Genomic DNA, 24,265 nt, shown 5'->3' on the forward strand with positions numbered 1-24,265 from the left:
GCGTAGTTTTATTATACCATATTTATTAGAGTAAATATATCAAGTGAAATTACTTATTGATTAGAAGATTGCTAAAAGTATATTAATGATGGAGGAGTAATTATGAGATATGTAATTGGTAATGATCACGGCGGACTTGATTTAGTAGAAGTTGTTAAAGATGAACTTGAAAAATTAGGTCATGAAGTCGATCATGTAGGAGCTTTTGATAATAAATCAGTAGACTATAGTGATTTTGCAAAAAAAGCTTGTGATAAAATAATAGAGGAAAAAGCTGACTTTGCTATCTTGATTTGTGGTACTGGTCTTGGTATGAGCCTATCATCTAATAAAATCAAGGGGATTAGGGCTGCTTGTGTTTCCGAAAGCTATTCTGCAAGAATGAGCAGGGCCCATAACGACGCTAATGTATTATGCATAGGAGCAAGGGTTATAGGAAGTGAAACTTGTAGAATGATTATAGATGAATTTGTAAAAACAAAGTTTGAAGGTGGTAGGCACCAAAGAAGAGTAGATAAGATTATGGAGCTTGAAAGAATATAAAAGTTTTTCTGTTTTAAAAATTAATAAAGAATGATATCATATAAGTAATAATATGTATAAAGGAGATAAGTTTGAGTATACCTACACCACACATTTCAGCCACAAGTGCTGATCAAATTGCAAAAACAGTATTAATGCCGGGTGATCCCCTTAGAGCTAAGTATATAGCCGAAAATTTTCTAACTGATGTTAGTCAATTCAATGATACTAGGGGAATGCTTGGATTTACAGGCCTATACAAGGGCAAGAGAGTATCAGTCATGGGAAGTGGAATGGGAATTCCATCTTCAATGATCTATTTTAATGAATTATTCGAATTTTATGATGTTGATACGATCATCAGAATAGGTACTGCAGGATCAATGCAAAAAGACGTTAAACTTCACGATATCGTAATAGCATCTTCTGCTTGTTCTGAATCTTCAATCAACGACAATCTTTTTGGAAATATACATTTTTCACCTACACCAGATTTCGATTTAATGATAAAGGCTTATGAAAAATCAAAAGAGCTTTCCTATACAACTCACTGTGGACAAGTTCATTCATCTGATCAATTTTATAATGATATGCCAAAGGAAGTATTTGAAAACTTACAAAAATATGGAGTTTTGTGCGTAGAAATGGAATCATATGGTTTATTTATGGCTGCTAGAAAGCACGGCAAGAAGGGATTGGCTATATTTACTATAAGCGATTCACTAATAGAAAATGTTGCTGATAGTGCAGAAGCTAGACAAACATCTTATACTAATATGATGAATTTAGCCCTTGAGATAGCTTAGGAATAAAGATGATAAAAGTAATTATAATGGCAGCTGGTGAAGGAACAAGGATGAAATCAAATACATCTAAGGTACTTCACAAAATTTTAAATAGAGAAATCATTAGATACGTTTATGATAATAGTAAAATAGATAATTCTGAAACCATAATTATATCTGGTAAAAATAAGGATAAACTTAGTGAATTATTTCCTGATATAAAAATTATCGAACAAAAAATTGGCGACGAATTTCCCTATGGAACTGGCTATGCTGTATCTTTAGCCAAGGATTACATAGATGATAATGATGATGTCTTAGTATTAAATGGTGATATTCCTTTAATTAGCAAAGAGGCTCTTGAGGAGTTTATAGAAAATCATACTAAAAATAATAATAGTGTTTCAGTTTTATCAACAATTATTGATAATCCGACTGGCTACGGAAGAATTATTAGAGATAAAGATGATAATTTCTTACAGATTACCGAGCATAGGGACTTAAAGGAAAATCAATTAGCTATAAATGAAGTTAATACAGGTATTTATGCTTTTAAGGGCTTTGACCTTAAAGAATCTTTGGCTAAATTAGATACTAATAACGATCAAAACGAATTATATCTTACTGATTGCGTGGAAATTTTAACTAGAGAAAATAAAAAAGCCATGGCCTTTGCTAATGAAGATTGTGATTTGTTCTATGGAATTAATAATAAAAAAGAACTTGCTGAAGCTAGTAAAATCCTAAGAAAAAGAATTAACGAAGAGTATATGATTAATGGCGTAATAATTGAAACTCCTGAGATAGTAAGCATAGAACCAGGTGTCAAAATCGGAGAAGACACAATTATTTCAGGTAACGTTAAAATTTTAGGATCTAGCATTATAGGTTCCAATTGTACAATTGAAGGCTCTAGTAAAATTGTGGATTCTATAATTCATGATAATGTTAGAATTGACAACTCCCTTATAGAAAAATCCGAGATGGAAGATTCTAGTAATATAGGCCCTTACTCACATCTAAGACCAAATGCTAAGCTTGGCAAAAATGTCCATATAGGTAATTTTGTAGAAGTTAAAAATGCAAGTCTAGGAGAGGGATGTAAGGCAGGTCATTTAGCTTATATAGGGGATTGTGATCTGGGAGAAAATATAAATATTGGTTGCGGCGTGATTTTTGTCAACTATGATGGTAAATTTAAACATAGGTCTGTAGTTGGAGATAATGCTTTTATTGGATCAAACTCTAATATAGTAGCACCAGTTAATATTGCTCGTGAAGCCTATGTAGCAGCTGGATCAACAATAACAAGGGATATTGATAAGGGAGAATTATCAATAGAGCGTGCTGAGCAAAAGAACATCGCAGGCTATGTAGAAAAAAAGAAAAAAAGAGATTTGGAAAAATTAAAGGAGAAGAAATGACATCTAAGTGCAATCAAGGCTCTTATATTCAAAGAGGAGAATTAAAACTTTTAAGTGGAAACTCAAATGTTGCATTAGCTAAAAGTGTTGCTGAATATCTTGGTATTGAACTAACCAAGGCTGATATAGAAAAGTTTAAAGATGGTGAAATATCTATAAAACTCAATGAATCTATCAGAGGTAAGGATGTATATATAATGCAACCTACATCCAATCCAACCAATGATAATTTGATGGAATTATTAATCATGATAGATGCTTGTAGAAGAGCTTCTGCAGGTTACGTGAATGCAATAGTTCCTTACTATGGTTATGCTAGACAAGACAGAAAGACAAGAGGACGTGAACCTATAACTGCAAAACTTGTTGCTAATTTATTAACAGTAGCGGGAGCTGACAGGGTAATAACAATGGATTTACACGCCGGACAAATCCAAGGATATTTTGATATACCAGTAGATCATTTTTCAGCTATAAGATTACTATCAACACATTTTAAAGATATAGCTTATGATAAACCAGATGAATTTGTAGTAGTAAGCCCTGACTTAGGTGGTGTAAGAAGAGCTAGAGAGTTTGCTGATTACCTAAAGCTACCTATAGCTATTATCGAAAAAAGAAGACCAAAACCAAATGTATCTGAAGTTATGTCTGTAATAGGTGATTTCAAGGGTAAACATGCTATTATCGTTGATGATATGATTGATACTGCTGGAACTATTACCAATGCAGGTGATTTCTTGATTAATAGCGGAGCAAAAGATGTTTATCTAGTAGCTACCCACGGTGTATTTAGTGGTGATGCAATTCAAAAGATTAATAAATCAAATGTTAAAGAAGTAATTATCACTGATACAATTGCTCTAAGTGAAGAAAAGAGAATTCCAAAAATCACTCAAATGTCTATAGCTCCACTTCTATCTGAAGCCATTCATAGAATTAATACTTACGAGTCAATAAGCGGTCTCTTTGTGGATGGTAGATAATGTATTATATCGTAGGATTAGGCAATCCTGGATTACAATATGAAAATACTAGACATAATGTAGGTTTCTTGACTATCGACTATCTAGCAAGAAAGCACAATATTGATGTTAAAAAACTAAAATTTAAATCTCTTTATGGCCAGGGAATGATTTCTGGCCATAAAGTTATGCTAATAAAGCCACAAACATACATGAATAGTTCAGGAGAAGCAGTAAGGGAATTAAAAAGTTTCTATAAGTTCGATACAGATAAACTTATAGTTATTTATGATGATATTGATATAGATTTTGGAAGTATTAGAATTAGAAAAAAAGGATCTGCTGGTACCCATAATGGTATGAAATCAATTATCTATCAAATCCAAGATGATAATTTCCCAAGAATTAAGCTTGCTGTTGGTAAAAAACCTTCTTACATGGATTTAGCTAATTTTGTACTTAGTGGTTTTACTGAAAAGGAAGCTGAAATAATTAGACAAGAGATTAGTCTTGCAAGTTGTGCAATAGAGACAATTATTGGCGATAGTATAGACAAGGCTATGAACAACTCTAATTCCATAAGGCTAGTGGATGAAAGTAATGAATGATTTACTTGATAAGATAAATTCTCTAAAACAAATACAAGAAATTGAAAATAGTATAAAATACTATTCTCCAATTTATTTATCAGGACTAACTGATGGGTTCAAGCCTCATTTAGTCCTTGCTTTGTTTAAGAAATTTGATGAGTCAATAGTTCTTATAGCTGAAAATGAAAAAAGAGCTGTGAATTATCTTGATAGTATTAACGGTATAAGTGATAATGTTGCTCTATTTTACCCTAGCTTGGACATTAATTTTTATAACATTAAGTCAATAGATAATAAGAAACTATCCCAAAGGATGGATGTACTAACTAAATTAGCCAAGAAAGAAAAATTTATTATTGTTACTAGTCTAGAAGCTATGACAAATAAATTGACTCCTTTAGATAAATTTAACAAGTCTTTTGTTAAAATAGGGGATGAAGATGTTATTGACATTGATAAATTTGTCAAAAAACTTTTGGAATTAAACTACAATCCTACATCTCTTGTTGAGAATAAGGGCGATTTTGCAAAGAGAGCATCAATAATAGATTTTTGGCCAGTATCTTATGACAACCCAATCCGTATAGAGCTTTTTGACGATGAAGTTGATTCTATAAGAATATTTGATAAAGATAGCCAAAGAACTTTAGAAAAAATTGACTCTTGTGAAATTAGTCCAGTTAGCGAATTACTGTATTCAGAAAATGATTATGATAAGGTGATTTCTAATATCAACAAAGATTTAGAAGCATTTAGCAAAAAAACTGATGACAGTCTTAATCAAAAGTTAATTGATAAGTACAGGCAAATAATATCTTTCATTAAGGAGAGTTTATTTGTAGCAAATGGCGACTTAATTAATCCCTATAGGCTGGATAATTACTCTACATTTTTAGATTATATAGATAAAAATGCTATTATTGCCTTTGACGATATTTCAAGAATATTAGATAATCACGAGCGATTTAACGAAGATTTTCTTGATAATCTGAGTCTACAGATGGAAAATGGAGAAGTCTTTAGGACTTTTGAGAATGTTAGAGTCCCATCAGCTACTATATATAAGAAACTCGAAGACTATAGTACAATCAATTTGACATCAATCCTTAAAAAATCAAAACTCTTTAATCCCAAAAAAATTATAGAGATAAAAACGATAGAGTCTGAAAACTTCAACCAAAAGGTTGATTATTTTGTTGATAGAACAATAGAATTGGCAAACAAGGATTCGAATATACTAATATTGTCTTCAAATGACAAATCCAGGCAGCAGTTACACCAGGCATATATAGAAAAAGATTTTCTAAGAGTTGGAAATGCAGATGATGGATGTGATTTTTCTGTAAATCCTATCCAAATCTCATCTAAAACGAGTAGCAGTGGATATTATTTATATGATATAAACTTTTATGTATTTACCCATAGGGAGATTTATGGTAGCGAAAGAAAGGCTAGGAGAAAAAGCAAAGCAAAAACATCATCAAGAGACATTATAAATTATTCAGACCTAGAAATTGGTGATTATGTTGTTCACGAGAATAATGGTATAGGGATTTATAAGGGCTTAGAAAAAATTGAAGTTAATAACATTGAAAAAGATTTCATAGTTATAGAATATAGAGCCAGTGATAGACTATATATCCCAGTTGATCAGATGAACCTTGTAAGTAAGTACATAGGTAGCAGAGGAGAAAATCCTAAGCTTTCATCATTAGGAACCCAAGCCTGGCAAAAAGCTAAGGCTAGAGCTAAAAGAGCAGTAGATGAAATAGCTGATGATTTGGTTGAATTGTATGCTAAAAGATCTAAAATAAAGGGTCATGCTTTTTCGTCAGATACGCCTTGGCAAAGTGAATTCGAAAATTCCTTTCCTTATGAAGAAACTTATTCACAAATCAGATCAATAGATGAAATAAAAAACGATATGGAATCAGATAAACCTATGGATAGACTCCTTTGCGGTGATGTTGGCTTTGGTAAGACTGAGGTTGCTATAAGAGCAGCCTTTAAAGCTATAATGGACGGCTTTCAAGTTGCTTTCCTTGTCCCTACGACAATTCTAGCAAACCAACATTATGAAACAATTAAAAAGAGATTTGAAAAATTTCCTGTGCATGTCGAAGTACTTTCAAGATTTAATCCTAAAGCTAAAAACAATTTGATAGTTAAGGAACTAAAAGCTGGAAAAGTTGATTTGATTGTTGGAACTCACAGATTATTGTCTAAGGATGTAGGATATAAAAATCTAGGTTTATTAATAATCGACGAAGAACAGAGGTTTGGTGTTAAACATAAGGAAAAACTAAAAGAATTGAAATCTTCTCTCGATGTACTTACCCTATCTGCGACACCAATACCAAGAACTTTGCAAATGTCCTTATCTGGCATTAGGGATTTATCAACCCTAGATGAAGCTCCAGAAGAAAGAATGCCCGTTAATAGTTATGTGATCGAATATGATAGTGGGATTATAAAGCAAGCTATTGAAAGAGAACTTAATAGGAATGGACAGGTTTATTTTGTTTATAATAGGATTAACGATATTGAAATACTTTATAAACAGATACAAGATCTTGTTCCAGAAGCTAATATTTCTATAATCCATGGTAGGATTAGTCCAAAACAAATCGAAGAAATAATGCTCGATTTTATAGATGGAAAAATAGATATCCTCCTATCAACTACTATAATTGAAACTGGCATGGACATAGCTAATGTAAATACCATGATAGTCTACGATGCAGATACTATGGGCCTTGGACAACTTTATCAGCTTAAGGGTAGAATAGGTCGATCTAATAGATCATCATATGCCTACTTCACCTATAGGACTGGAAAAGTCTTATCCGAAATTAGCGAAAAAAGACTTAAATCTATAAGAGATTTTTCAGATTTTGGATCTGGATATAAAATAGCTATGAAGGACCTTGAATTAAGAGGAGCAGGTAACCTTTTAGGTGAAAGTCAATCTGGCCATGTAGAAGCTATTGGTTATGATTTGTATGTTAAATTCCTCCAAGAAGCAGTTGAGAAAGCTAGTGGTAAGGAAGTTGAAATAAGACAAAAGAATGATATATATATTGACATCAAAGTTGATGGCTATATACCTAATTTTTATATTGAAGATCAGGGTCAAAAGATTGAAATATACAAAAGAATATCAAACATTTTAAACCAAGAAGACTATGATGAACTAGTAGCTGAATTAATAGATGTCTATGGTGACATCCCGATAATGGTAGATAATTTAATGTATATTTCACTAATAAAATCTTTAGCAGATAAACTATCTTTTAGTGAAATTAGAGAAAAAAACGGTAATGTAAACATATATTTCGAAGATAAAGATCAATTTAGCTTCGAAGAACTAGCTGAGATTAATCAAGAATTCAAAGGTGAAATGAGCCTTGATTTGTCGACTAATCCAGCCTTTAAGATTCCAGTATCAAAAACAAAATTGCTGGATACTTATGAATTATTAAGAACTATTGAAAATATAAGGAGTATGAAATGAAAAACAAAATAATACCAGTAATGCTAATGGCATCCTTACTATTTGCAGGATGTAATCAAAACAAAGACGCTAATAAAGAAAGTGGAAATAAAACAGAACAAACAGAACAAGCTAAAGAACAAAAACTCGATGATAAAACAGTTGCTATTGTCGATGGCCAAAAAATTAGCAAAGACGACTATAAATCTGAAATGAGCTTTTATGCTTCAATGCTAGCAAGCCAACAACAACTTAAAAATTCTATCGTAACTATGATGGTTCAAGATAAATTAATTGCCAATGACATTAAGAAAAACAACATCAAAATCGATGATAAGGATGTTGATAACGCATTAATGCAATCAGTTCAAAACTTCGGTGGTCAAGAACAATTCGATAAAACACTTGACGATTACAATATGGACATCAAGAAGTTTAAGGAAACTCTTAAAAAAGATTTAATGTATAAAAAACACAGAGAATGGTTTGATGAAAATAACAAGGTAAGTGATGATGAAATCAAAAAATATTTTGAAGAGAATAAAGATCAATTTACAAAAGTTGATGCATCACATATCCTAGTTGATGATGAAGAAACTGCAAAAGAAATTAAAGCTAAACTTGACAATGGCGAGGATTTTGCAAAACTAGCCAAAGAGTACTCAAAAGATACTGCAAGTGCTAAAAATGGTGGAGAATTAGGTTCATTTGGCAAGGGTCAAATGGTGAAAGAATTTGAAGAAGCTGCATTTTCTATGAAAGAAGGAGAAATAAGCAATCCAGTTAAATCCCAATTTGGCTATCATATAATCAAGATTAATTCTATTAGTGATTCTTATGAAAAATCTAAAGAAGAAATAACAAAGAAAATTAAAGACAAAAAATATGCTGATTACATCAAAAAACTACACGATGAAGCTCATGTAGTTACAGAACAAGATAGTAAACAAAAAGCTGAGGATTCTAAAAAAGAGTCTAAAACAGAAGTAAAGACAGATGATTCTGAAAAAGATAAAGAAAATTCTGCCAAAGACAAAGAAAATTCCGATAATTCTAAAGATGAAAATAACAAAGAAAAAACTGATAAAGACAACAAGTAAGGGGTTAGTATTAGCAATTTTTTCAATAATTTTACTTACTTCCTGCTCCAAAACTAATTTTTCCAACGAGAATGTGATTGCTAGTGTCAATAATAAGACTATAAGTAAAGATCTATATTCTAAAGAATTAAAGTTTTATCAAAGCTACTATAGTAAAGTCTATGGTGAAAATTTCCTCAACGAAAAAAATGACAGAGGAAAAACAAATGATGAAGTTCTAAGAGAAGACTTAGTTGACTCTATGATTAAAGATCAAGTAATGCTAAATGATCTTGAAAAAAATAAAATCAAATTAGATGATAATAAATCAAATGAGTTAAAAAAACTTATTTCAGACAAACTAAATGGTGAAGATTCATTAAAAGCAAATATCAAGGCGCTTGGAGTTAATGAAAATACTTTTAATGATATTATTTACAATGATTCAATCAGAAAGGCTCATTACGAGCTTTTCTTGAAAATCAATAAAATTAAAGACTCAGATGTCTTAGAATTTTATAAGAAAAATAAATACATTCAAAAGCTATACAAGTATAATGCTTTGGTTTTTGAAGATGAACAAGAAGCAAAACTTATTAAAGATAGTATCAAAGATGCCAATGATTTCAAATCTTATATAAATAAGTCTGTAAGAAATTTTTCTGTAATTAATTCTGACTTCGTTTATGATAAAGATGAGCTTTTAAGTTTATCTAAGCTTAAAAATAAAGATAAAGTCAGTGATATTATAAAATACAAAAATAAGTATTACATTTTAATGATAAATTCATTTAATGAAAATGAAAATGAGCTTTTATTAAGAGCTAAGGATATTTATTTAGAAAATTCTTATGAAACTTATCTAGATAAGCTAGTGAAAGAAAGCAATATTAAGCTTTTTGTTTGAGGAAAGCTTGCAATTAGTTTATTGCTTATGTATAATCTATCTTAGAGTTAAACAGAATTACAATGATTTATAGGAGGAAACATGAATAAATCAGAATTATTAATTAATATTTCAGAAAAAAGTGGTCTTAAAAAAAGTGAAGCAGAAAAAGCACTTAATGCTTTTCTAGAAACAGTAACTGAATCACTCATAGCAGGTGATAAGGTACAATTAGTTGGTTTTGGAACATTCGAAGTAAGAGATAGAAAAGCTCGTGAAGGAAGAAACCCTAGAAAACCTGAAGAAGTTATTCAAATCCCAGCATCTAAAGCTCCAGTATTTAAGGCTGGTAAAACTCTTAAAGAAGCTGTTAATAAATAATAGCAAACAAACTATTCTTGAAATAAAGAAGAGGATGAATATTATGTATCAACCTAATCCATTAGTGGTAGGTTGATACTTTTTTTATGCAAAATCAATAAAAAACCTTCTAATTAGTTTACTTTCTAATTAGAAGGTAATAGCACAGGTATACACATAATATTCGTTTTATTCTTTCTACTTGATTTCTTGTATATTTTCAGCTAAATCAATGCTTGTATCTACTCTAATTGTCTTAAAGTCAGTATAGTAGACCATTCCAGGTTTAGCTCCTTTTGCTTTATTTACATTTTTCTTTTGTGTGTAATCAATATCTATCTTACTTTTATCAGTTATAGATGAATTAACAGCTGCTAAGTAAGCCGCTATTTGAATATCTTCATCGTTTATATTCTCATTTCTTAAAATGACATGGCTTCCTGGTAAGTCCTTTATATGAAACCAATAATCATCCTTATTTGCTAGTTTAAGAGTTATATAATCATTCTGCTTGCTATTTTTCCCAACATATATATGGGAAGAATTCTCAGTGATATAGTGGAGTGGCTTAGATTTTGAAGTTATAGATTTTTTCTTATTTGATTTTTTCTTTATAATTTTATATTCTTCAAGCTCCTGTCTAATATCATCTAGTTCATCAATGCTTGATGATCTATTTATAAAATCTTTACTTTGATTAAGATATTTGAGCAGCTCTTCTTGTTTAGGTAAATCTTCTTTAGCATAGTCATAGGAGGCTTTTATTTTTTTCGATTTATTGTAAAGAGAGTTTACATTCTCCCATGGACTTAGGCTTGGATCAATGTCTATAAGAATCTTTTCATTATTGTTATAGAAGTCCAAAACATCGATATTATTATCTCCTTTTTTAAGCCTGTAGATATTTGCAGCTAAAAGATCTCCTAGTTTCTTTAGATTATCAATCTTATCCTTTTTATATAAATTATCTCTTAGAATCTTTATTTTCTTATTAACAGCCTTAATATTGGAATTTATCTTCCTATTAAGGTCATTCTTTTTCTGATTTAGTCTGTCATGGGTTTTGTTACTTGCAAAAAATTCATCAACAGCCTCACTCATAGTTTGCTTTACTTCTTCAAGGTAGCTTAAGTGAGAAAGTTTAATAGAATGATAATCTTTTATTTTATCCTTATCCTTATAAATATAGCTTTTTAACTTACCCTCTTTTAAATTACAAATAAGTCTTATAAACTCTGTATTAAGTTGAGCTTTTTCCTTTTCACTTACCAAACCCCAATTTATCCTATCATCAATTCCAGCCCTATAGATAAGCTCCTTTCCTACAGCAGGGGAGAAACCCGTAAAAAACTGCTGAAAGATTTTATAGGGAACTTGATTATCAGGTAATTTTTGATCTAGAGTTTTAATATTAAGAGTAAAATCATCACTAGTAACATCAAGCTTACCGTCATCAATAAATTCATAAGGAAGGGATGGTAAAATTTCCCTAACAGATGACATTTGACTATTTACCCTCTTAATAGCATCGATTATCTTATAATTATCATCTACCAGTACAATATTTGAGTATTTACCCATTATTTCTATTATTAATTTTTTTGATGTATCAAAACCCATCTCATCTATTGATGCTATTGAAAAGATTACAACCCTGTCTAGACCCTTTTGTTTTATTTCTATGATTTTACCTTGGTTAATATGTTTTCTTAATACCATACAAAAATTAGGTGCTATATCTGGGTTTTCAAACTTCCTCTTAGTTATGTTTATCCTGGCTTCATTATTATTTGCACTTAAAAGTAGCTTATAACTTTTACCCATTGAGTAAAGATTAAAGACTATATCATTCTTAGAAGGTTGGCTAATCTTTTGTATCTTAGCCCCCAATAATTTCTCTTTTAATTCATTTACGATTTTTCTGGTCACTATTCCATCATAGCTCATACAATCACCTCTTATGCACTATACAATTAATTATCTATACTTGAAGTGAGAAGTTCATAAAAGTAGAATACATATAATAAGGGGGCGGAATGAAAAAGGGATTTTTATTAGTAATATCAGGTCCATCTGGTGTAGGTAAGGGTACTGTTTTGCATGACTTAATGAATACACAAAGTAACTTGGTATATTCGGTATCAGCAACTACAAGAAAGAAGAGAGATGGGGAGATAGAGGGAGTAAGTTATTTTTATAAAAGTCATGAAGAATTTGAGAAAATGATTGAAGAAGATAAGTTCCTAGAATATGCTCACGTCCATAATAACTATTATGGTACTCCCAAAGAATTTGTTGAAAACAAGATTAATGAAGGAAAAATAGTAATATTAGAAATAGATGTTCAAGGAGCTCTTAATATCAAGAAAAATACTGATAATGGAGTCTTTATTTTTTTGGCACCACCTTCACTTACAGAACTTAGAAATAGAATAGTAGGTAGGGGAACAGAAACTGATGAAGACATAAAAATCAGGATGAATAATGCTAGAAAAGAACTCGAACATATCAATGATTACGATTATTTAGTAGTAAATGACCACCTAAACTCAGCTATTACATCTGTAAATGAAATAATTAATGCAGAAAAGCATAGGGTATTTAGGGAAGATAAAATTAATTTTAAGGAGAATGACGATGAATAATCCATCTTTCAAAAAACTAAGTGAAATTAGTCCAAGTAGATATGAAATTTGTATGATGTGTGCAAAAAGAGCAAGAAGAATTGTTAATGGTTCAGCACCACTTACAGATACTATCGAGGCTAAACCTGTAACTCAAGCTCTACATGAAGTTATAGAACAGAAAGTTACCAAAAAATGCTAGAAGAAAAAAATATTCTTCTAGGTATTACTGGTGGGATAGCTTCTTATAAAATATTAGATTTGTGCTCAAGGCTAAAGAAAAAAGATGCAAATCTTAAAATAATAATGACTCCATCTGCTTGTGAATTTGTTAGACCAATGAGTTTTGAAACTATGGGTAAGTGTAGGGTATATACCGATTTATTTGAAGGAAGACACGAAACTGTCCATCATATAGATTTACCTAAATGGGCAGATGTTTTTTTGATTGCTCCAGCTAGTGCAAATACAATTGCCAAAATGGCTAATGGTATAGCAGATAATTTCCTATTATCATCATATCTTGCTTGTGATAAGGACGTAATTATTGCTCCTTCCATGAATAGCAATATGCTTAAAAACAAAGCTACAATCAAAAATATAGATAGACTCAAAAGCTATGGAGTTAGAGTTATTGAACCAGAGGCAGGTTTACTCGCTTGTAATACAGTTGGAGATGGTCGTCTTGAAGAGCCTTACAAAATTGTAGCTTACTTAGAAGATTATTTTACTAAAAAAGATTTGGCTAATAAGAAGATAATTATAAGTGCTGGACCAACCGTTGAGCCTATAGATTATGTTAGATACATTACCAATAAGTCTAGTGGAAAGATGGGTTATAATATAGCCTATGAAGCAAAAAAACGTGGAGCAGAAGTAGTATTAGTATCTGGTCCTGTTAAACCAATGGAAATTGATGGTATAACAAGGATAGAAGTTAGAACAAACAAACAGATGAAAGATACTATAGCCAAGTACTTTGATTCCTCTGACGCTTTAATTATGGCTGCAGCCCCAGTTGACTATAGGGTAGAAAATCCATCTGATAAAAAGATAAAAAAAACTGGTAATAGCTTAGAATTAAATTTAATAGAAAATGCTGACATTATTAAATATTTCGCTAGTAAAAAAACCAAACAAACTATAATTGGTTTTGCTGCAGAAACTGATAATTTGATTGAAAATGCAAAGGCAAAACTAGAAAAGAAAAATCTGGATTATATTATAGCTAATGATTTAACTAGATGGGGGGCAGGCTTTGATGTTGACACAAACATCGCTTCTATTATATCGAAAAATGATATTAGAAGGTTAAATATTATGCCCAAACAAGAACTAGCTAACGAAATTTTAGATTTATTAAGGTGATATTTTGTACGCAAAAGTAATTTTAGACACAAATAGTAGATTTTTGGATAGAAGTTTCACATATAAAGTTCCTGAAAGATTTCTTGCAAGTCTTAGCCTAGCTATGCGTGTTTTAGTGCCTTTTGGCAAGTCTAACAAAGCTGTACTTGCTTTTGTTTATGAGATAACAGAAGAAATTGAAGCAGATTATAAAATTAAAGAAATTATTGACCTTGTAGATGATAGAAAGCTAATTTCAAATGAGTTAATTGATTTAGCTTTTTTTATGTCCAAAAGATATCTATCTCCTATCCAAGCTTCTTTAAGGCAGGTTTTGCCGCCTACAAGTATCAAAGATATTCATGTATTTTACAAAAATATTAGTAATTTATCAAATGAATTTCTAGACTTTCTAAATGAAAAAAGGGAAATTAAAGAAATCAAAGAAAGATTCCCCGACTATAAGGAAAAACTTTATAAATACTTAGCAGATAATATTGTTAGACAAAGTTTTGATGTTAAAAGGACTCAAAAAATTCAATACATTGAGTATGCAAGACTCAATAAAGATTGTAAATTTATCCTTAATGCAAATGCTGTTAAGCAAAAGAAAATAATTGATTATCTATCAAAAAACGGTCTTACAGATGTCAAAAGCCTATTAGCAAAAAGTGCAGCTAGTAGAAGTAGTTTAAATTCTCTCGTTAATAAGAATATAATTCTTATTGAAAAGAAAGAAGCAGATAAAGAAATAAAATCCAGTTTTGATCAATATAAGAAATTTGACCTAAACGAAGAGCAAGAAAGAGCCTTTAATACTATAAAGTCCAAAAAGAATGGGCATTTTCTTTTATATGGGGTGACAGGTAGTGGAAAAACCGAAATATTTCTTCAAATGGTTGAAGAAGTCATCAAGGATGAAAAAGAAGCTATAATACTAGTTCCAGAAATTTCTCTTACACCTCAAACCATCGAAAGATTCAAGGGAAGATTTAAAGAAAAAATTGCTATTATGCATTCAAGACTTACCCCAAGGGAAAAATTCAACCAATGGAGAATGATAAATAACGGAGAAGTAAAGATCGTCATAGGTGCAAGATCAGCAATATTTGCTCCCTTCAAAAATTTGGGAATTATTATAATTGACGAGGAACATGATGGTTCATATATTTCTTCAAATGATCCTAAATATCATACTGATGAGATTGCAATAAGAAGGGCAAACTATCATTCTTGTAACCTAATCTTAGCTTCAGCTACCCCATCAATAATAACCATGGATAGGGTCAAGAGAGGAGCTTTTGATCTGATAAGGCTAGAAAATAGAATAAACAATAATATGCCTATTATAGAAGTTGTAGATATGAGAGAAGAGTTAAAAAAATCAAATTATTCTATGATTTCAGAGATGCTTAGAGATGAAATAATTAAGAATCTTGAAAATAAACAACAAAGCATATTATTTTTAAATAAAGTTGGTCATGATTCATTTACTTTTTGCAGAGCCTGCGGAAATGTAATCAAGTGTGAAGCATGTGATGTTGCTATGACTTACCATAAAAATGTTGACAGATTAGTCTGTCATTATTGTGGTAGAACTAAGAAGCAGCCAACAATTTGTCCAGTATGCCACTCAAAGAAGATTAAAGAATTCGGAGCTGGTACGGAGAAATTAGAAGAAGAAGTAAAACTACTTTTCCCAGAAGCTAATATAATGAGAATGGATTCAATGACTGCAACAAATAAAGAAATGTACGAAAAAATGTATAAGGGGATGAAGGAAAACAAAATTGATATCCTTTTGGGAACCCAAATGATAGCAAAAGGCCTTGATTTTAAAAATGTTTCTCTTGTAGGAATAATATCTGCTGATTTAAGCTTAAATGTAGGTGACTTTAAAGCTAATGAAACGACCTTTCAACTTCTTACTCAAGTTTCAGGTAGGGCCGGTAGGGATAAATTAGCTGGTAGGGTTGTTATACAAAGTTATAGACCTGATAACTTTGTTATTCAGGCTGCCAAGAACAATGACTATGAAAGTTTTTGCGATTATGAGTTAAATTTGAGAAAAGCTTTCAACTATCCACCCTATAAAAATCTACTTACAATTAGGATTGTTAACGAATCTAGGATTAAAACTATTGATATATCAAAAATGTTTTACAAGAGTTTATGTAGGATTACAAGAAAAGATTCTTCCATTGAAATAATAGGTCCCAACCCCTGTAAGATAGCAAGAATAAATAACAAATTTAGGTATAATATATTAATAAAAGTAAATGATAATGACCTAAATTATCTAATAAATTGCGTTAGTAAAGTACGTAAAGATTTTATAAATAAATATAAAGATACAAGTTTCATACCAGCACTTAATCCAACAAATATAAATTAAGGAGTCAGAATGTTTGATTTTTTTAAGAGGAAAAAAAATAAAGAAGAACAAGTAGAGCAGATAGAAAACAAAGATAATGACTTTGCTGATTTTTCTTCGACAGAAGAATATGAAAGCAATGAAGATATTCAAGAAAGTGAAGAAAGTTTAGTTAATGTAATAAAAGATGATGATAGTGACTATGGAAATCTAAATGAAAAAAGTGCTTTATATGAGTCTCAAGAAGATTTCGAAGATGAAGAAGAAACAGCTTATGATCCATCAATTAGCTCAGAAAATGATAAGGGATTTTTTGCTAAACTTAAAGATGGGCTTAGCAAGACCAGGGATCAATTTACCTCTAACCTTAAAAATTTATTTACAAGAAATGTGAAGATAGATGACGATTTATATGATGAACTCGAAGAAATTTTAATTTCTGCAGATATAGGAATGACTTCCACAGTAGAAATTGTGGATGAACTTAGGGAAGAAATCAAAAAAAGAAGTATTAAGGATGTTGATTTGATATATCCAGTTTTAAAGGAAATAATGACTAGAAAATTGGATGAGAAAAATCTTGATAATGACCTAAAACTTAAAGATAACGAATTGTCAGTAATTTTGGTTATTGGGGTAAATGGCGTTGGCAAGACAACGACTATAGGAAAACTTGCTAACAATTTAAAGAAGGAAGGGAAAAAAGTAATGCTTGCAGCTGCTGATACCTTCAGGGCTGCTGCAATTGAACAATTAGGCGAATGGGCTGAAAGAGCCAATATTGAGATGATTTCTCACCAAGAAGGTTCAGATCCATCAGCAGTTATATTTGACGCAATTAAGTCTGCTAAGGCTAAAAACGTTGATGTTCTAATTTGTGATACAGCTGGAAGACTTCACAATAAGAAAAACTTAATGAAAGAACTAGAAAAAATTAATAAAACAATAGCAACTCACGCTAATAAGGCAAATAGAGATAATCTACTTGCACTAGATGCTACAACAGGACAAAATGCTGTTAGCCAACTTAGAGAGTTTAAAAATGTAACTGATATTTCAGGACTTATCCTAACCAAACTAGATGGAACTGCCAAGGGTGGAGTAATCTTTCCTTTACAAGTGGAATTAGAAGTTCCTGTAAAATATATTGGGGTTGGTGAAGGAATTGACGATTTAGAAAAATTTAATTCAGAATTATTTGTAGAAGCTATGTTTTAGTGTTGAAATCAAAACGAATATGTGGTATCATCAACATGTACTACGAATAAACACATCCTTGGATGATGATTTCGTTGCCTTTATTGGTTAAATCATCAGTAGAAGAGGGTGGAAGAATAAACGGAGGTAATATTTATGGCAGTAGTTTCAATGAAAAAATTATTAGAAGCTGGTGTACACTTTGGACACCAAACTAGAAGATGGAATCCTAAGATGGCTAAATACATCTTCACAGAAAGAAATGGAATCTATATTATAGATTTACAAAAAACAGCTAACCAAATAGAAGAAGCATATGCTACAGTAAGAGATATAGTTGCTGATGGCGGTAAGGTTCTATTTGTTGGTACAAAAAAACAAGCTCAAGATTCTATTGAGCAAGAAGCAAAAAGAAGTGGACAATTCTATGTATCTAACAGATGGTTAGGTGGAATGTTAACAAACTTCGGAACAATTAGACAATCAATTAATAAACTTAAAAAATATGAAGCAATGGAAGAAGACGGAACTTTCGATCTTCTACCTAAAAAAGAAGTTCTTCAAATACAAAAGGAAATGGACAGACTAGAAAAGAACCTAGGTGGTATTAAAGAAATGGAAAATCTTCCAGATGTTCTATTCGTTGTAGACCCAGGTGAAGAAGCAATAGCTGTTCATGAAGCAAAAATTCTAGGAATACCTGTTGTTTCAATAGTTGACACTAACTGTGACCCAGACTTAGTTGATATCGCTATACCAGGTAATGATGATGCTATAAGAGCTGTAAAATTAATAACATCTGTAATTGCTGATGCTGTAATAGAAGCTAACCAAGGTAGTCAATTCGATGCAGCCGAAGAATTTGAAGCTGAAGAAGATGATGAAGATGTAGCTGAAGAAGAAACAGAAGATGTTTCTGATGAAGATATAAAAGAAGCAGCTGAAGAATTTAAAACTCAATCACTAGACGAAACTGAAGAAAATTAAGGAGATTACAATGGCAATTAGTGCAAAATTAGTTAAAGAATTAAGAGAAAGAACTGCCGCTGGAATGATGGATTGTAAAAAAGCTTTAGAAGAAGCTAATGGTGATATTGACCAAGCTCAAAAGCTCCTTAAAGAAAAAGGACAAGCAACTCTTGACAAGAAATCTGGAAGAATTGCGGCTGAAGGTGTAATTGGTTCATACATCCACAATGACAAAATCGGTGTAATCGTTGAAATCAATACAGAAACAGACTTCTCTGCAAACACAGATACAGTTAGAAATTTTGCTAAAGATATTGCTATGCACATTGCAGCAGTTAATCCTTTATTTATTTCTGAATCAGATGCTGATGAAGCAACTGTCGAAGAACAAAAAGAAATTCTTGTAAATCAAGCAATGAATGAAGCGAATGATAATATGCCTGAAGATAAGAAAAAGATGATTGCTGAAAAGAAGGTTGAAGGAAGAATGAAAAAATGGTTCTCTGAAGTTTGTCTATTAGATCAACCATTTGTTAAAAATCCTGACATCACAATTGAGCAATATCTAAGAGATACAGCAAATGATGTTGGAGAAAACATTAAAATTAGAAGATTTGCTAGATTTGAAGTTGGTGAAGGTCTAGAAAAAAAAGAAGAAGACTTTGCTAAAGAAGTTCAAAGCCAAATGAGATAGTTATTAAAAGGAGCCTATGGCTCTTTTTTTTATTATAATTTATAGTTTAGGGTATATATAATAAGGTATAAACAGAAATATTAAATTTGGAAAGGATTTTTATGACTATAAAAAATAACGCAAAAGAACTAATAGGTAATTCTCCCTTGATCAAACTTAATTCCTTAAAGAAGGAAGGCAGAGCTGATATATACGCTAAAGTCGAAAAAAATAACGTAGCTGGCTCTATTAAGGATAGAATTGCCTTATATATGATTGAAGATGCTGAAAATAAAGGTTATCTTAAAGAAGGAGGTACTATTGTTGAGCCTACAAGTGGTAATACTGGTGTAGCTCTTGCTGCTCTTGCTGCTTGTAAGGGTTATAAACTTATACTTACCATGCCTGCTTCTATGAGCATTGAAAGAGCAAAATTGGCTATGGCTTATGGAGCAAAAGTAATTAGGACAAGTGAAAGAGGCCTTCAAGGTTCCTATGACAAGGCTAAAGAATTATCTGAAGAAAATGGTTATTTTTTCCCTGATCAATTCTCAAATCCAGCTAATGTAAGAGCTCATTATGAAACAACTGGTCCAGAAATTTTAAAAGAACTTACACCTGATGCCTTTATTGCTGGAGTAGGTACTGGTGGAACTGTTACGGGTATAGGAAAAAGGCTTAAAGAACATAACAAAGAAACAAAGGTTTATGCAATAGAACCAAAAGAAAGTCCAATTCTTTCTGGTGGAAAGGCAGGAGGACATAAGATACAAGGAATTGGTGGAAATTTCATACCTCCTAACTTAGATTTTAATATACTTGATGGAATTGTCGATGTTCGTTCAGATGATGCAATTAAGATGAGTAGGAAGCTTGCCAAAGACGAGGGGTTAGCAGTTGGTATATCATCAGGAGCTAATGTATGTGGAGCTATAGAAATTGCTGACAAATTAGGAGAAGGGAAATCAGTAGTAACAGTTCTTCCAGATACAGGAGAAAGATACCTATCTACTGAATTGTATGAAAATGAACAGTTATAAAAAATACAAGGAAGAGCTAATAGATAACGCTCTTAGGAAAGATCCTGCATTAAAAAGCAGAGAAGAAGCAGCACTTTTCTCCCCTGGCATCAGAGCCTTAATGTATCATTGGTATGCCCACAAACTTTTCTTGGAAGGAAGTCTTTACGAAGCTCAAGAGATTGCCTATAAGTCACGAATTGAGACTGGTATCGAAATCCATCCAGGAGCAAAAATTGGAAGAAGATGCTATATAGATCATGGTATGGGGGTAGTTATAGGTGAAACAGCTGAAATAGGTGATGATTGTTTGATTTACCACTCAGTTACCCTAGGCGGAGTTTCAAGCAAAAAAGGTAAAAGACACCCAACTGTTGGAAATAATGTTTTGATTGGAGCTGGTGCAGTCTTGTTAGGTGATATTGTAATAGGTGATAATGTAAAAATCGGTGCCAATGCAGTTGTATTAACAGATGTTCCTTCAAATGCTACAGCTGTTGGTGCACCTGCCAAAATAATTATTAAAGGTTAGTCTTTACCTGTACTTATATTGTAAATTAATAAATAAGATTTCATATTTTCGTATAAATGATAATTTATGGTATAATGATATAGGAATGTATAATTCCTATATTAGGAGGTGATATGATGTTTGAAAGTATTAACCCAATCGTTATTCTTATCGCTGTCGCCTTCGTATTGTTAGCTTTTAATTCTGGCTATCTTTATCGTAAGAAGGTTAGTGAATCTAAAATAGGATCTGCTGAAGAATTAAGCAGAAAAATAATTGAAGATGCCAACAACCAAGCAGAAGCTTTAAGAAGAGAAACTCTTCTAGAAGCAAAAGATGAAATATCTAAATTAAGATCTGAAAATGAAGAACAGTTTAAACAGATTAGAAAAGACCTCGACAAGAGAGAATCTCGTCTGTTGAAAAAGGAAGAAAGCTTAGACAATCGATCTTTATTGATTGACAAAAAGTCTGATCAAATCTCTAGTGATCAGAAAAAGTTAAAACAAAAAGAAGACAGAATTGATAAATTGATTGAAGAACAGCAATTGGAATTACAAAACATCGCTGGACTCACCAATAGTGAAGCTAAAGAAATAATTCTTAAAAACGTTAAAAGTGAAACCATTCATGAATCTGCTAAGCTAATAAAAGAAGCTGAAGAAAGAGTAAAAGCTGAAAGTAGAAAAATAGCTACTGATATTCTAGCAACAACTATCCAAAGATATGCTGCAGAACAAGTTGCTGAAAATACTGTTTCAGTTATTTCTCTACCTAATGATGAAATGAAAGGTAGAATAATAGGACGTGAAGGTAGAAACATTAGAGCATTTGAGCAAGCATCCGGAGTAGATTTGATAATTGATGATACCCCAGAAGCTGTTGTTATATCTTCTTTTGAGCCTGTGAGACGTGAAGTAGCAAAGGTCGCCTTGGAAAGATTAATTCAAGATGGAAGAATCAACCCATCTAGAATTGAAGAAATGCTAGAAAAGGCAGACGAAGAAGTTGAACAAAGAATTATGGAAGATGGACAAGAGGCAGTTGAAAAGGCTGGAGTAGTTAATTTACATCCTCAACTAGTAAGATTAGTTGGTAAAATGAAATTTAGAACTTCTTATGGCCAAAATATTCTAAAGCACTCTGTCGAAGTTGCAAATCTTGCAGGTATGTTAGCTGAAGAGATAGGCGCTAATCCTCAAATAGCTAGACGTGGTGGACTACTACACGATATTGGTAAAGCCATAGATCGTGAACAAGAAGGAACACATGTTAGCTTGGGTGTTGAAATGGCAAATAAATACGGTGAAAATAAATACGTTATAAATGCTATAGAATCACATCATGGCGAGGTTGAACCTAACTGTGTAGAATCAATTTTAGTTCAAACAGCTGATGCTATATCAGCAGCAAGACCAGGTGCAAGGCGTGAAAGCTTAGAAAAATACGTTAAGAGACTTGAAAACCTTGAAGGAATCGCAAATTCTTTCGACGGTATTGAAAAATCATTTGCTCTACAAGCTGGTAGAGAACTTAGGATTATGGTTAAACCAGAGAAAATTTCTGACGATGAAATGATTGTAATTGCTAGAGAAATTGCAAAGAAAATAGAGGAAGAACTAGAATATCCAGGTGAAATAAAAGTAAACGTATTAAGAGAGTCTAAAGTGATAGATTTTGCTAAATAAAATATTGTATTTAAACTAGACTACCATTTAATTGGTAGTCTTTTAATTTAGTTAAAAGAAATTAATGAAAAGCCATAATTATATTAGTATTCCTTTTATATTTAAATCTCTAACAAGGCAATATAGGGACCTATTATTTTAACACAAGGTCTTTAAATTATAATAATTTTTACTTGACCATTTAATCCAACAATAATAACTTAAATTATAATAAAACCAACTGCAATCAAAGACATACAATAGCATTCCTTTTATTTTTAAATCGCTTACAAGCTAAAATAGGGCCTATGTTTTTTATTTAAGAAAATTTTATCAATGACTTAAATTATAGGTAATATAAGATTAGCAATTGATGAATCAATCCTAAATTTCTTCGTAAAATTCTTCTAATATTTACCAAAACAAAGATCCATAATATAAGGCATTATAAAAAATTATTTCATAAACAAGTAATATCATTAGTAATATAGGAAAATATAAAGATGTTGGTTACTATTGAGTAGAAGATACCTTAATGCTGTTCTAGCCATTATTATAGGAAAATATATACTAAACAGTTTTAATCGAACTAAATAAAAGAACAAAGAAGTATTATGTTATTTTATAAAAGAGGAGTAGTCAATCATAGATAAATTATTGCACAAAATAATAATTTTGTGCAATAATTGTATTTTGACCTAGAAAGAGGTACAATTTTATTAAAGAACAATATTCTTAAGCTAAACCGAGGAATTTATGAAAGAAATCATTTCACCAATTATATTAACAGACTATCTTAATTATTTAAAATCTATTAGAGGCCTATCTTCTAATACAATTAGAGAATATAATTATGATTTGAATCTTATGATTAGGTTTATGCTTGTCAGAAAAATATATTATGGTGATTTTGAAAGATTTGATGAACAGTTCGACCCTGAATCGATTAATAAAATTGTTGACCCCAAATTCTTTGAGACCTTATCCTTGCAGGACTTCTATTCTTATTTAAGTTACTTGGATAATGACAAAAGTGACTTAGCTTCAACAAGGTCTAGAAAAATTTCTGCCATAAGATCTTTTTATAAATATTTATTTTCCGAGATTGAAGTTATTGATACAAATATTAGCGATAAATTAACTAACCCAAAGATAAGTCAAAGGCAACCTGTTTATCTAACCTTACAAGAAACTGAGAAATTGCTCGAAACTGTTAAAGGAGAACAAAACGAATTCTTAAAATGTAGAGATTTAGCTATTATATTTACTTTCCTTACTACTGGCATGAGACTTTCTGAACTTGTTAGTGTTAATTTAAGGGATATTTCAAATGATCATTTTAACATTATTGGTAAAGGCAATAAAGAAAGAACTATTTATCTAACCAGTAATTGTATAGATCTAATAGAAAAGTATATAGAAGTTAGAGGTAAATATGTTAAAAACATTGATATTGATGCCCTATTTATCTCAACAAGAAAAAAAAGAATTTCTAATAGGGCTGTTCAAAGTACTATAGATAAATATTTAAAAAAAGCAGGCTTTGATGTAAGTGTTTACTCAACTCACAAGTTGAGACATACGGCAGCGACCCTAATGTATAAGTATGGAAATGTAGATATAAGAGCATTAAAAGATATCTTAGGGCATGCAAATGTTTCGACCACTCAGATTTATACTCACCTCGATGACGAAGATTTAAAAAATGCTGTAAATAAGAATCCTCTCTCTAATATAGATATATAAAAGCTCAACTATATCCTTAAAAATACAGGATTAT

The 24,265-nt window shown here is 31.2% G+C and carries 21 protein-coding genes; 20 read left to right on the forward strand and 1 reads right to left on the reverse strand.

Annotated elements, in window-relative coordinates:
• The first annotated feature begins 102 nt into the window (after positions 1-102).
• From rpiB to HMPREF0077_RS00900, 9 genes are all read left to right on the forward strand, one after another.
• Complete coding sequence (rpiB, locus tag HMPREF0077_RS00860; protein WP_004835949.1) at positions 103-543, forward strand: ribose 5-phosphate isomerase B; 441 nt, start codon at positions 103-105, stop codon at positions 541-543.
• Between the two features lie 71 nt (positions 544-614).
• Positions 615-1,328, forward strand: coding sequence for a purine-nucleoside phosphorylase (gene deoD / locus HMPREF0077_RS00865; RefSeq protein WP_004835950.1), 714 nt, complete (start codon positions 615-617; stop codon positions 1,326-1,328).
• Between the two features lie 8 nt (positions 1,329-1,336).
• Positions 1,337-2,731 (forward strand): bifunctional UDP-N-acetylglucosamine diphosphorylase/glucosamine-1-phosphate N-acetyltransferase GlmU, encoded by a 1,395-nt coding sequence (gene glmU / locus HMPREF0077_RS00870; RefSeq protein WP_004835951.1) that lies wholly within the window; start codon positions 1,337-1,339, stop codon positions 2,729-2,731.
• Positions 2,728-3,717, forward strand: coding sequence for a ribose-phosphate diphosphokinase (locus HMPREF0077_RS00875; RefSeq protein ID WP_004835952.1), 990 nt, complete (start codon positions 2,728-2,730; stop codon positions 3,715-3,717). The genes glmU and HMPREF0077_RS00875 overlap by 4 nt, the downstream gene beginning before the upstream one ends.
• Positions 3,717-4,304, forward strand: coding sequence for an aminoacyl-tRNA hydrolase (gene pth, locus HMPREF0077_RS00880; RefSeq protein WP_004835953.1), 588 nt, complete (start codon positions 3,717-3,719; stop codon positions 4,302-4,304). The genes HMPREF0077_RS00875 and pth overlap by 1 nt, the downstream gene beginning before the upstream one ends.
• A complete protein-coding gene (gene mfd / locus HMPREF0077_RS00885; protein ID WP_040349199.1) occupies positions 4,297-7,800 on the forward strand; it encodes a transcription-repair coupling factor in 3,504 nt (1,167 codons plus the stop codon). Before pth ends, mfd begins: the two co-directional genes overlap by 8 nt.
• Positions 7,797-8,879 (forward strand): peptidylprolyl isomerase, encoded by a 1,083-nt coding sequence (locus HMPREF0077_RS00890; RefSeq protein WP_004835955.1) that lies wholly within the window; start codon positions 7,797-7,799, stop codon positions 8,877-8,879. Before mfd ends, HMPREF0077_RS00890 begins: the two co-directional genes overlap by 4 nt.
• A complete protein-coding gene (locus HMPREF0077_RS00895) occupies positions 8,839-9,765 on the forward strand; it encodes a SurA N-terminal domain-containing protein (RefSeq protein WP_004835956.1) in 927 nt (308 codons plus the stop codon). Before HMPREF0077_RS00890 ends, HMPREF0077_RS00895 begins: the two co-directional genes overlap by 41 nt.
• Before the next feature lie 81 nt (positions 9,766-9,846).
• Entirely contained in the window at positions 9,847-10,125 is a 279-nt protein-coding gene (locus HMPREF0077_RS00900) for an HU family DNA-binding protein (RefSeq protein WP_004835957.1), read from the forward strand.
• A 177-nt stretch (positions 10,126-10,302) separates the two neighbouring features.
• Here the strand turns inward: HMPREF0077_RS00900 and HMPREF0077_RS00905 are convergent, their stop codons facing one another.
• On the reverse strand, positions 10,303-12,051 hold the full coding sequence (locus tag HMPREF0077_RS00905) for an Rqc2 family fibronectin-binding protein (protein ID WP_004835958.1): 1,749 nt from the start codon (positions 12,049-12,051) through the stop codon (positions 10,303-10,305).
• Between the two features lie 89 nt (positions 12,052-12,140).
• Here HMPREF0077_RS00905 and gmk point away from each other — a divergent pair, with 89 nt between their 5' ends.
• The 11 genes from gmk (at position 12,141) to HMPREF0077_RS00960 (ending at position 24,231) form a co-directional block, all read left to right on the forward strand.
• Complete coding sequence (gene gmk, locus HMPREF0077_RS00910; protein ID WP_004835959.1) at positions 12,141-12,749, forward strand: guanylate kinase; 609 nt, start codon at positions 12,141-12,143, stop codon at positions 12,747-12,749.
• A complete protein-coding gene (gene rpoZ, locus HMPREF0077_RS00915; RefSeq protein ID WP_004835960.1) occupies positions 12,742-12,930 on the forward strand; it encodes a DNA-directed RNA polymerase subunit omega in 189 nt (62 codons plus the stop codon). The genes gmk and rpoZ overlap by 8 nt, the downstream gene beginning before the upstream one ends.
• The gene (gene coaBC, locus HMPREF0077_RS00920) at positions 12,924-14,096 is read left to right on the forward strand and encodes a bifunctional phosphopantothenoylcysteine decarboxylase/phosphopantothenate--cysteine ligase CoaBC (RefSeq protein WP_004835961.1); all 1,173 of its coding nucleotides are present in this window, start codon (positions 12,924-12,926) and stop codon (positions 14,094-14,096) included. Before rpoZ ends, coaBC begins: the two co-directional genes overlap by 7 nt.
• Positions 14,097-14,100: 4 nt before the next feature.
• On the forward strand, positions 14,101-16,470 hold the full coding sequence (priA, locus tag HMPREF0077_RS00925) for a primosomal protein N' (protein ID WP_004835962.1): 2,370 nt from the start codon (positions 14,101-14,103) through the stop codon (positions 16,468-16,470).
• A gap of 9 nt (positions 16,471-16,479) precedes the next feature.
• Positions 16,480-17,667, forward strand: coding sequence for a signal recognition particle-docking protein FtsY (gene ftsY / locus HMPREF0077_RS00930; protein ID WP_004835963.1), 1,188 nt, complete (start codon positions 16,480-16,482; stop codon positions 17,665-17,667).
• 135 nt (positions 17,668-17,802) lie between these two features.
• Complete coding sequence (gene rpsB, locus HMPREF0077_RS00935; protein WP_004835964.1) at positions 17,803-18,633, forward strand: 30S ribosomal protein S2; 831 nt, start codon at positions 17,803-17,805, stop codon at positions 18,631-18,633.
• A gap of 10 nt (positions 18,634-18,643) precedes the next feature.
• Positions 18,644-19,309, forward strand: a complete 666-nt coding sequence (tsf, locus tag HMPREF0077_RS00940) for a translation elongation factor Ts (RefSeq protein WP_004835965.1) — start codon at positions 18,644-18,646, stop codon at positions 19,307-19,309.
• 101 nt (positions 19,310-19,410) lie between these two features.
• Positions 19,411-20,328, forward strand: a complete 918-nt coding sequence (cysK, locus tag HMPREF0077_RS00945; protein ID WP_004835966.1) for a cysteine synthase A — start codon at positions 19,411-19,413, stop codon at positions 20,326-20,328.
• Positions 20,315-20,839 (forward strand): serine O-acetyltransferase EpsC, encoded by a 525-nt coding sequence (gene epsC / locus HMPREF0077_RS00950; RefSeq protein ID WP_040349302.1) that lies wholly within the window; start codon positions 20,315-20,317, stop codon positions 20,837-20,839. The genes cysK and epsC overlap by 14 nt, the downstream gene beginning before the upstream one ends.
• 113 nt (positions 20,840-20,952) lie before the next feature.
• A complete protein-coding gene (gene rny, locus HMPREF0077_RS00955; RefSeq protein ID WP_040349201.1) occupies positions 20,953-22,506 on the forward strand; it encodes a ribonuclease Y in 1,554 nt (517 codons plus the stop codon).
• Positions 22,507-23,241: 735 nt separating this feature from the next.
• Entirely contained in the window at positions 23,242-24,231 is a 990-nt protein-coding gene (locus tag HMPREF0077_RS00960; protein WP_004835969.1) for a tyrosine recombinase XerC, read from the forward strand.
• Positions 24,232-24,265: the final 34 nt, after the last annotated feature.

The sequence above is a fragment of the Anaerococcus tetradius ATCC 35098 genome (assembly GCF_000159095.1).
GTDB classification, from domain to species: Bacteria; Bacillota; Clostridia; order Tissierellales; family Peptoniphilaceae; genus Anaerococcus; species Anaerococcus tetradius.

Coding starts and splice junctions, on each gene's coding strand:
- rpiB (WP_004835949.1), top strand. CDS start 103: ATGAGATATGTAATTGGTAATGATCACGGCGGACTTGATTTAGTAGAA.
- glmU (WP_004835951.1), top strand. CDS start 1,337: ATGATAAAAGTAATTATAATGGCAGCTGGTGAAGGAACAAGGATGAAA.
- HMPREF0077_RS00875 (WP_004835952.1), top strand. CDS start 2,728: ATGACATCTAAGTGCAATCAAGGCTCTTATATTCAAAGAGGAGAATTA.
- pth (WP_004835953.1), top strand. CDS start 3,717: ATGTATTATATCGTAGGATTAGGCAATCCTGGATTACAATATGAAAAT.
- mfd (WP_040349199.1), top strand. CDS start 4,297: ATGAATGATTTACTTGATAAGATAAATTCTCTAAAACAAATACAAGAA.
- HMPREF0077_RS00890 (WP_004835955.1), top strand. CDS start 7,797: ATGAAAAACAAAATAATACCAGTAATGCTAATGGCATCCTTACTATTT.
- HMPREF0077_RS00895 (WP_004835956.1), top strand. CDS start 8,839: ATGAAAATAACAAAGAAAAAACTGATAAAGACAACAAGTAAGGGGTTA.
- HMPREF0077_RS00900 (WP_004835957.1), top strand. CDS start 9,847: ATGAATAAATCAGAATTATTAATTAATATTTCAGAAAAAAGTGGTCTT.
- HMPREF0077_RS00905 (WP_004835958.1), bottom strand. CDS start 12,051: ATGAGCTATGATGGAATAGTGACCAGAAAAATCGTAAATGAATTAAAA.
- gmk (WP_004835959.1), top strand. CDS start 12,141: ATGAAAAAGGGATTTTTATTAGTAATATCAGGTCCATCTGGTGTAGGT.
- rpoZ (WP_004835960.1), top strand. CDS start 12,742: ATGAATAATCCATCTTTCAAAAAACTAAGTGAAATTAGTCCAAGTAGA.
- coaBC (WP_004835961.1), top strand. CDS start 12,924: ATGCTAGAAGAAAAAAATATTCTTCTAGGTATTACTGGTGGGATAGCT.
- ftsY (WP_004835963.1), top strand. CDS start 16,480: ATGTTTGATTTTTTTAAGAGGAAAAAAAATAAAGAAGAACAAGTAGAG.
- rpsB (WP_004835964.1), top strand. CDS start 17,803: ATGGCAGTAGTTTCAATGAAAAAATTATTAGAAGCTGGTGTACACTTT.
- tsf (WP_004835965.1), top strand. CDS start 18,644: ATGGCAATTAGTGCAAAATTAGTTAAAGAATTAAGAGAAAGAACTGCC.
- cysK (WP_004835966.1), top strand. CDS start 19,411: ATGACTATAAAAAATAACGCAAAAGAACTAATAGGTAATTCTCCCTTG.
- epsC (WP_040349302.1), top strand. CDS start 20,315: ATGAACAGTTATAAAAAATACAAGGAAGAGCTAATAGATAACGCTCTT.
- rny (WP_040349201.1), top strand. CDS start 20,953: ATGATGTTTGAAAGTATTAACCCAATCGTTATTCTTATCGCTGTCGCC.
- HMPREF0077_RS00960 (WP_004835969.1), top strand. CDS start 23,242: ATGAAAGAAATCATTTCACCAATTATATTAACAGACTATCTTAATTAT.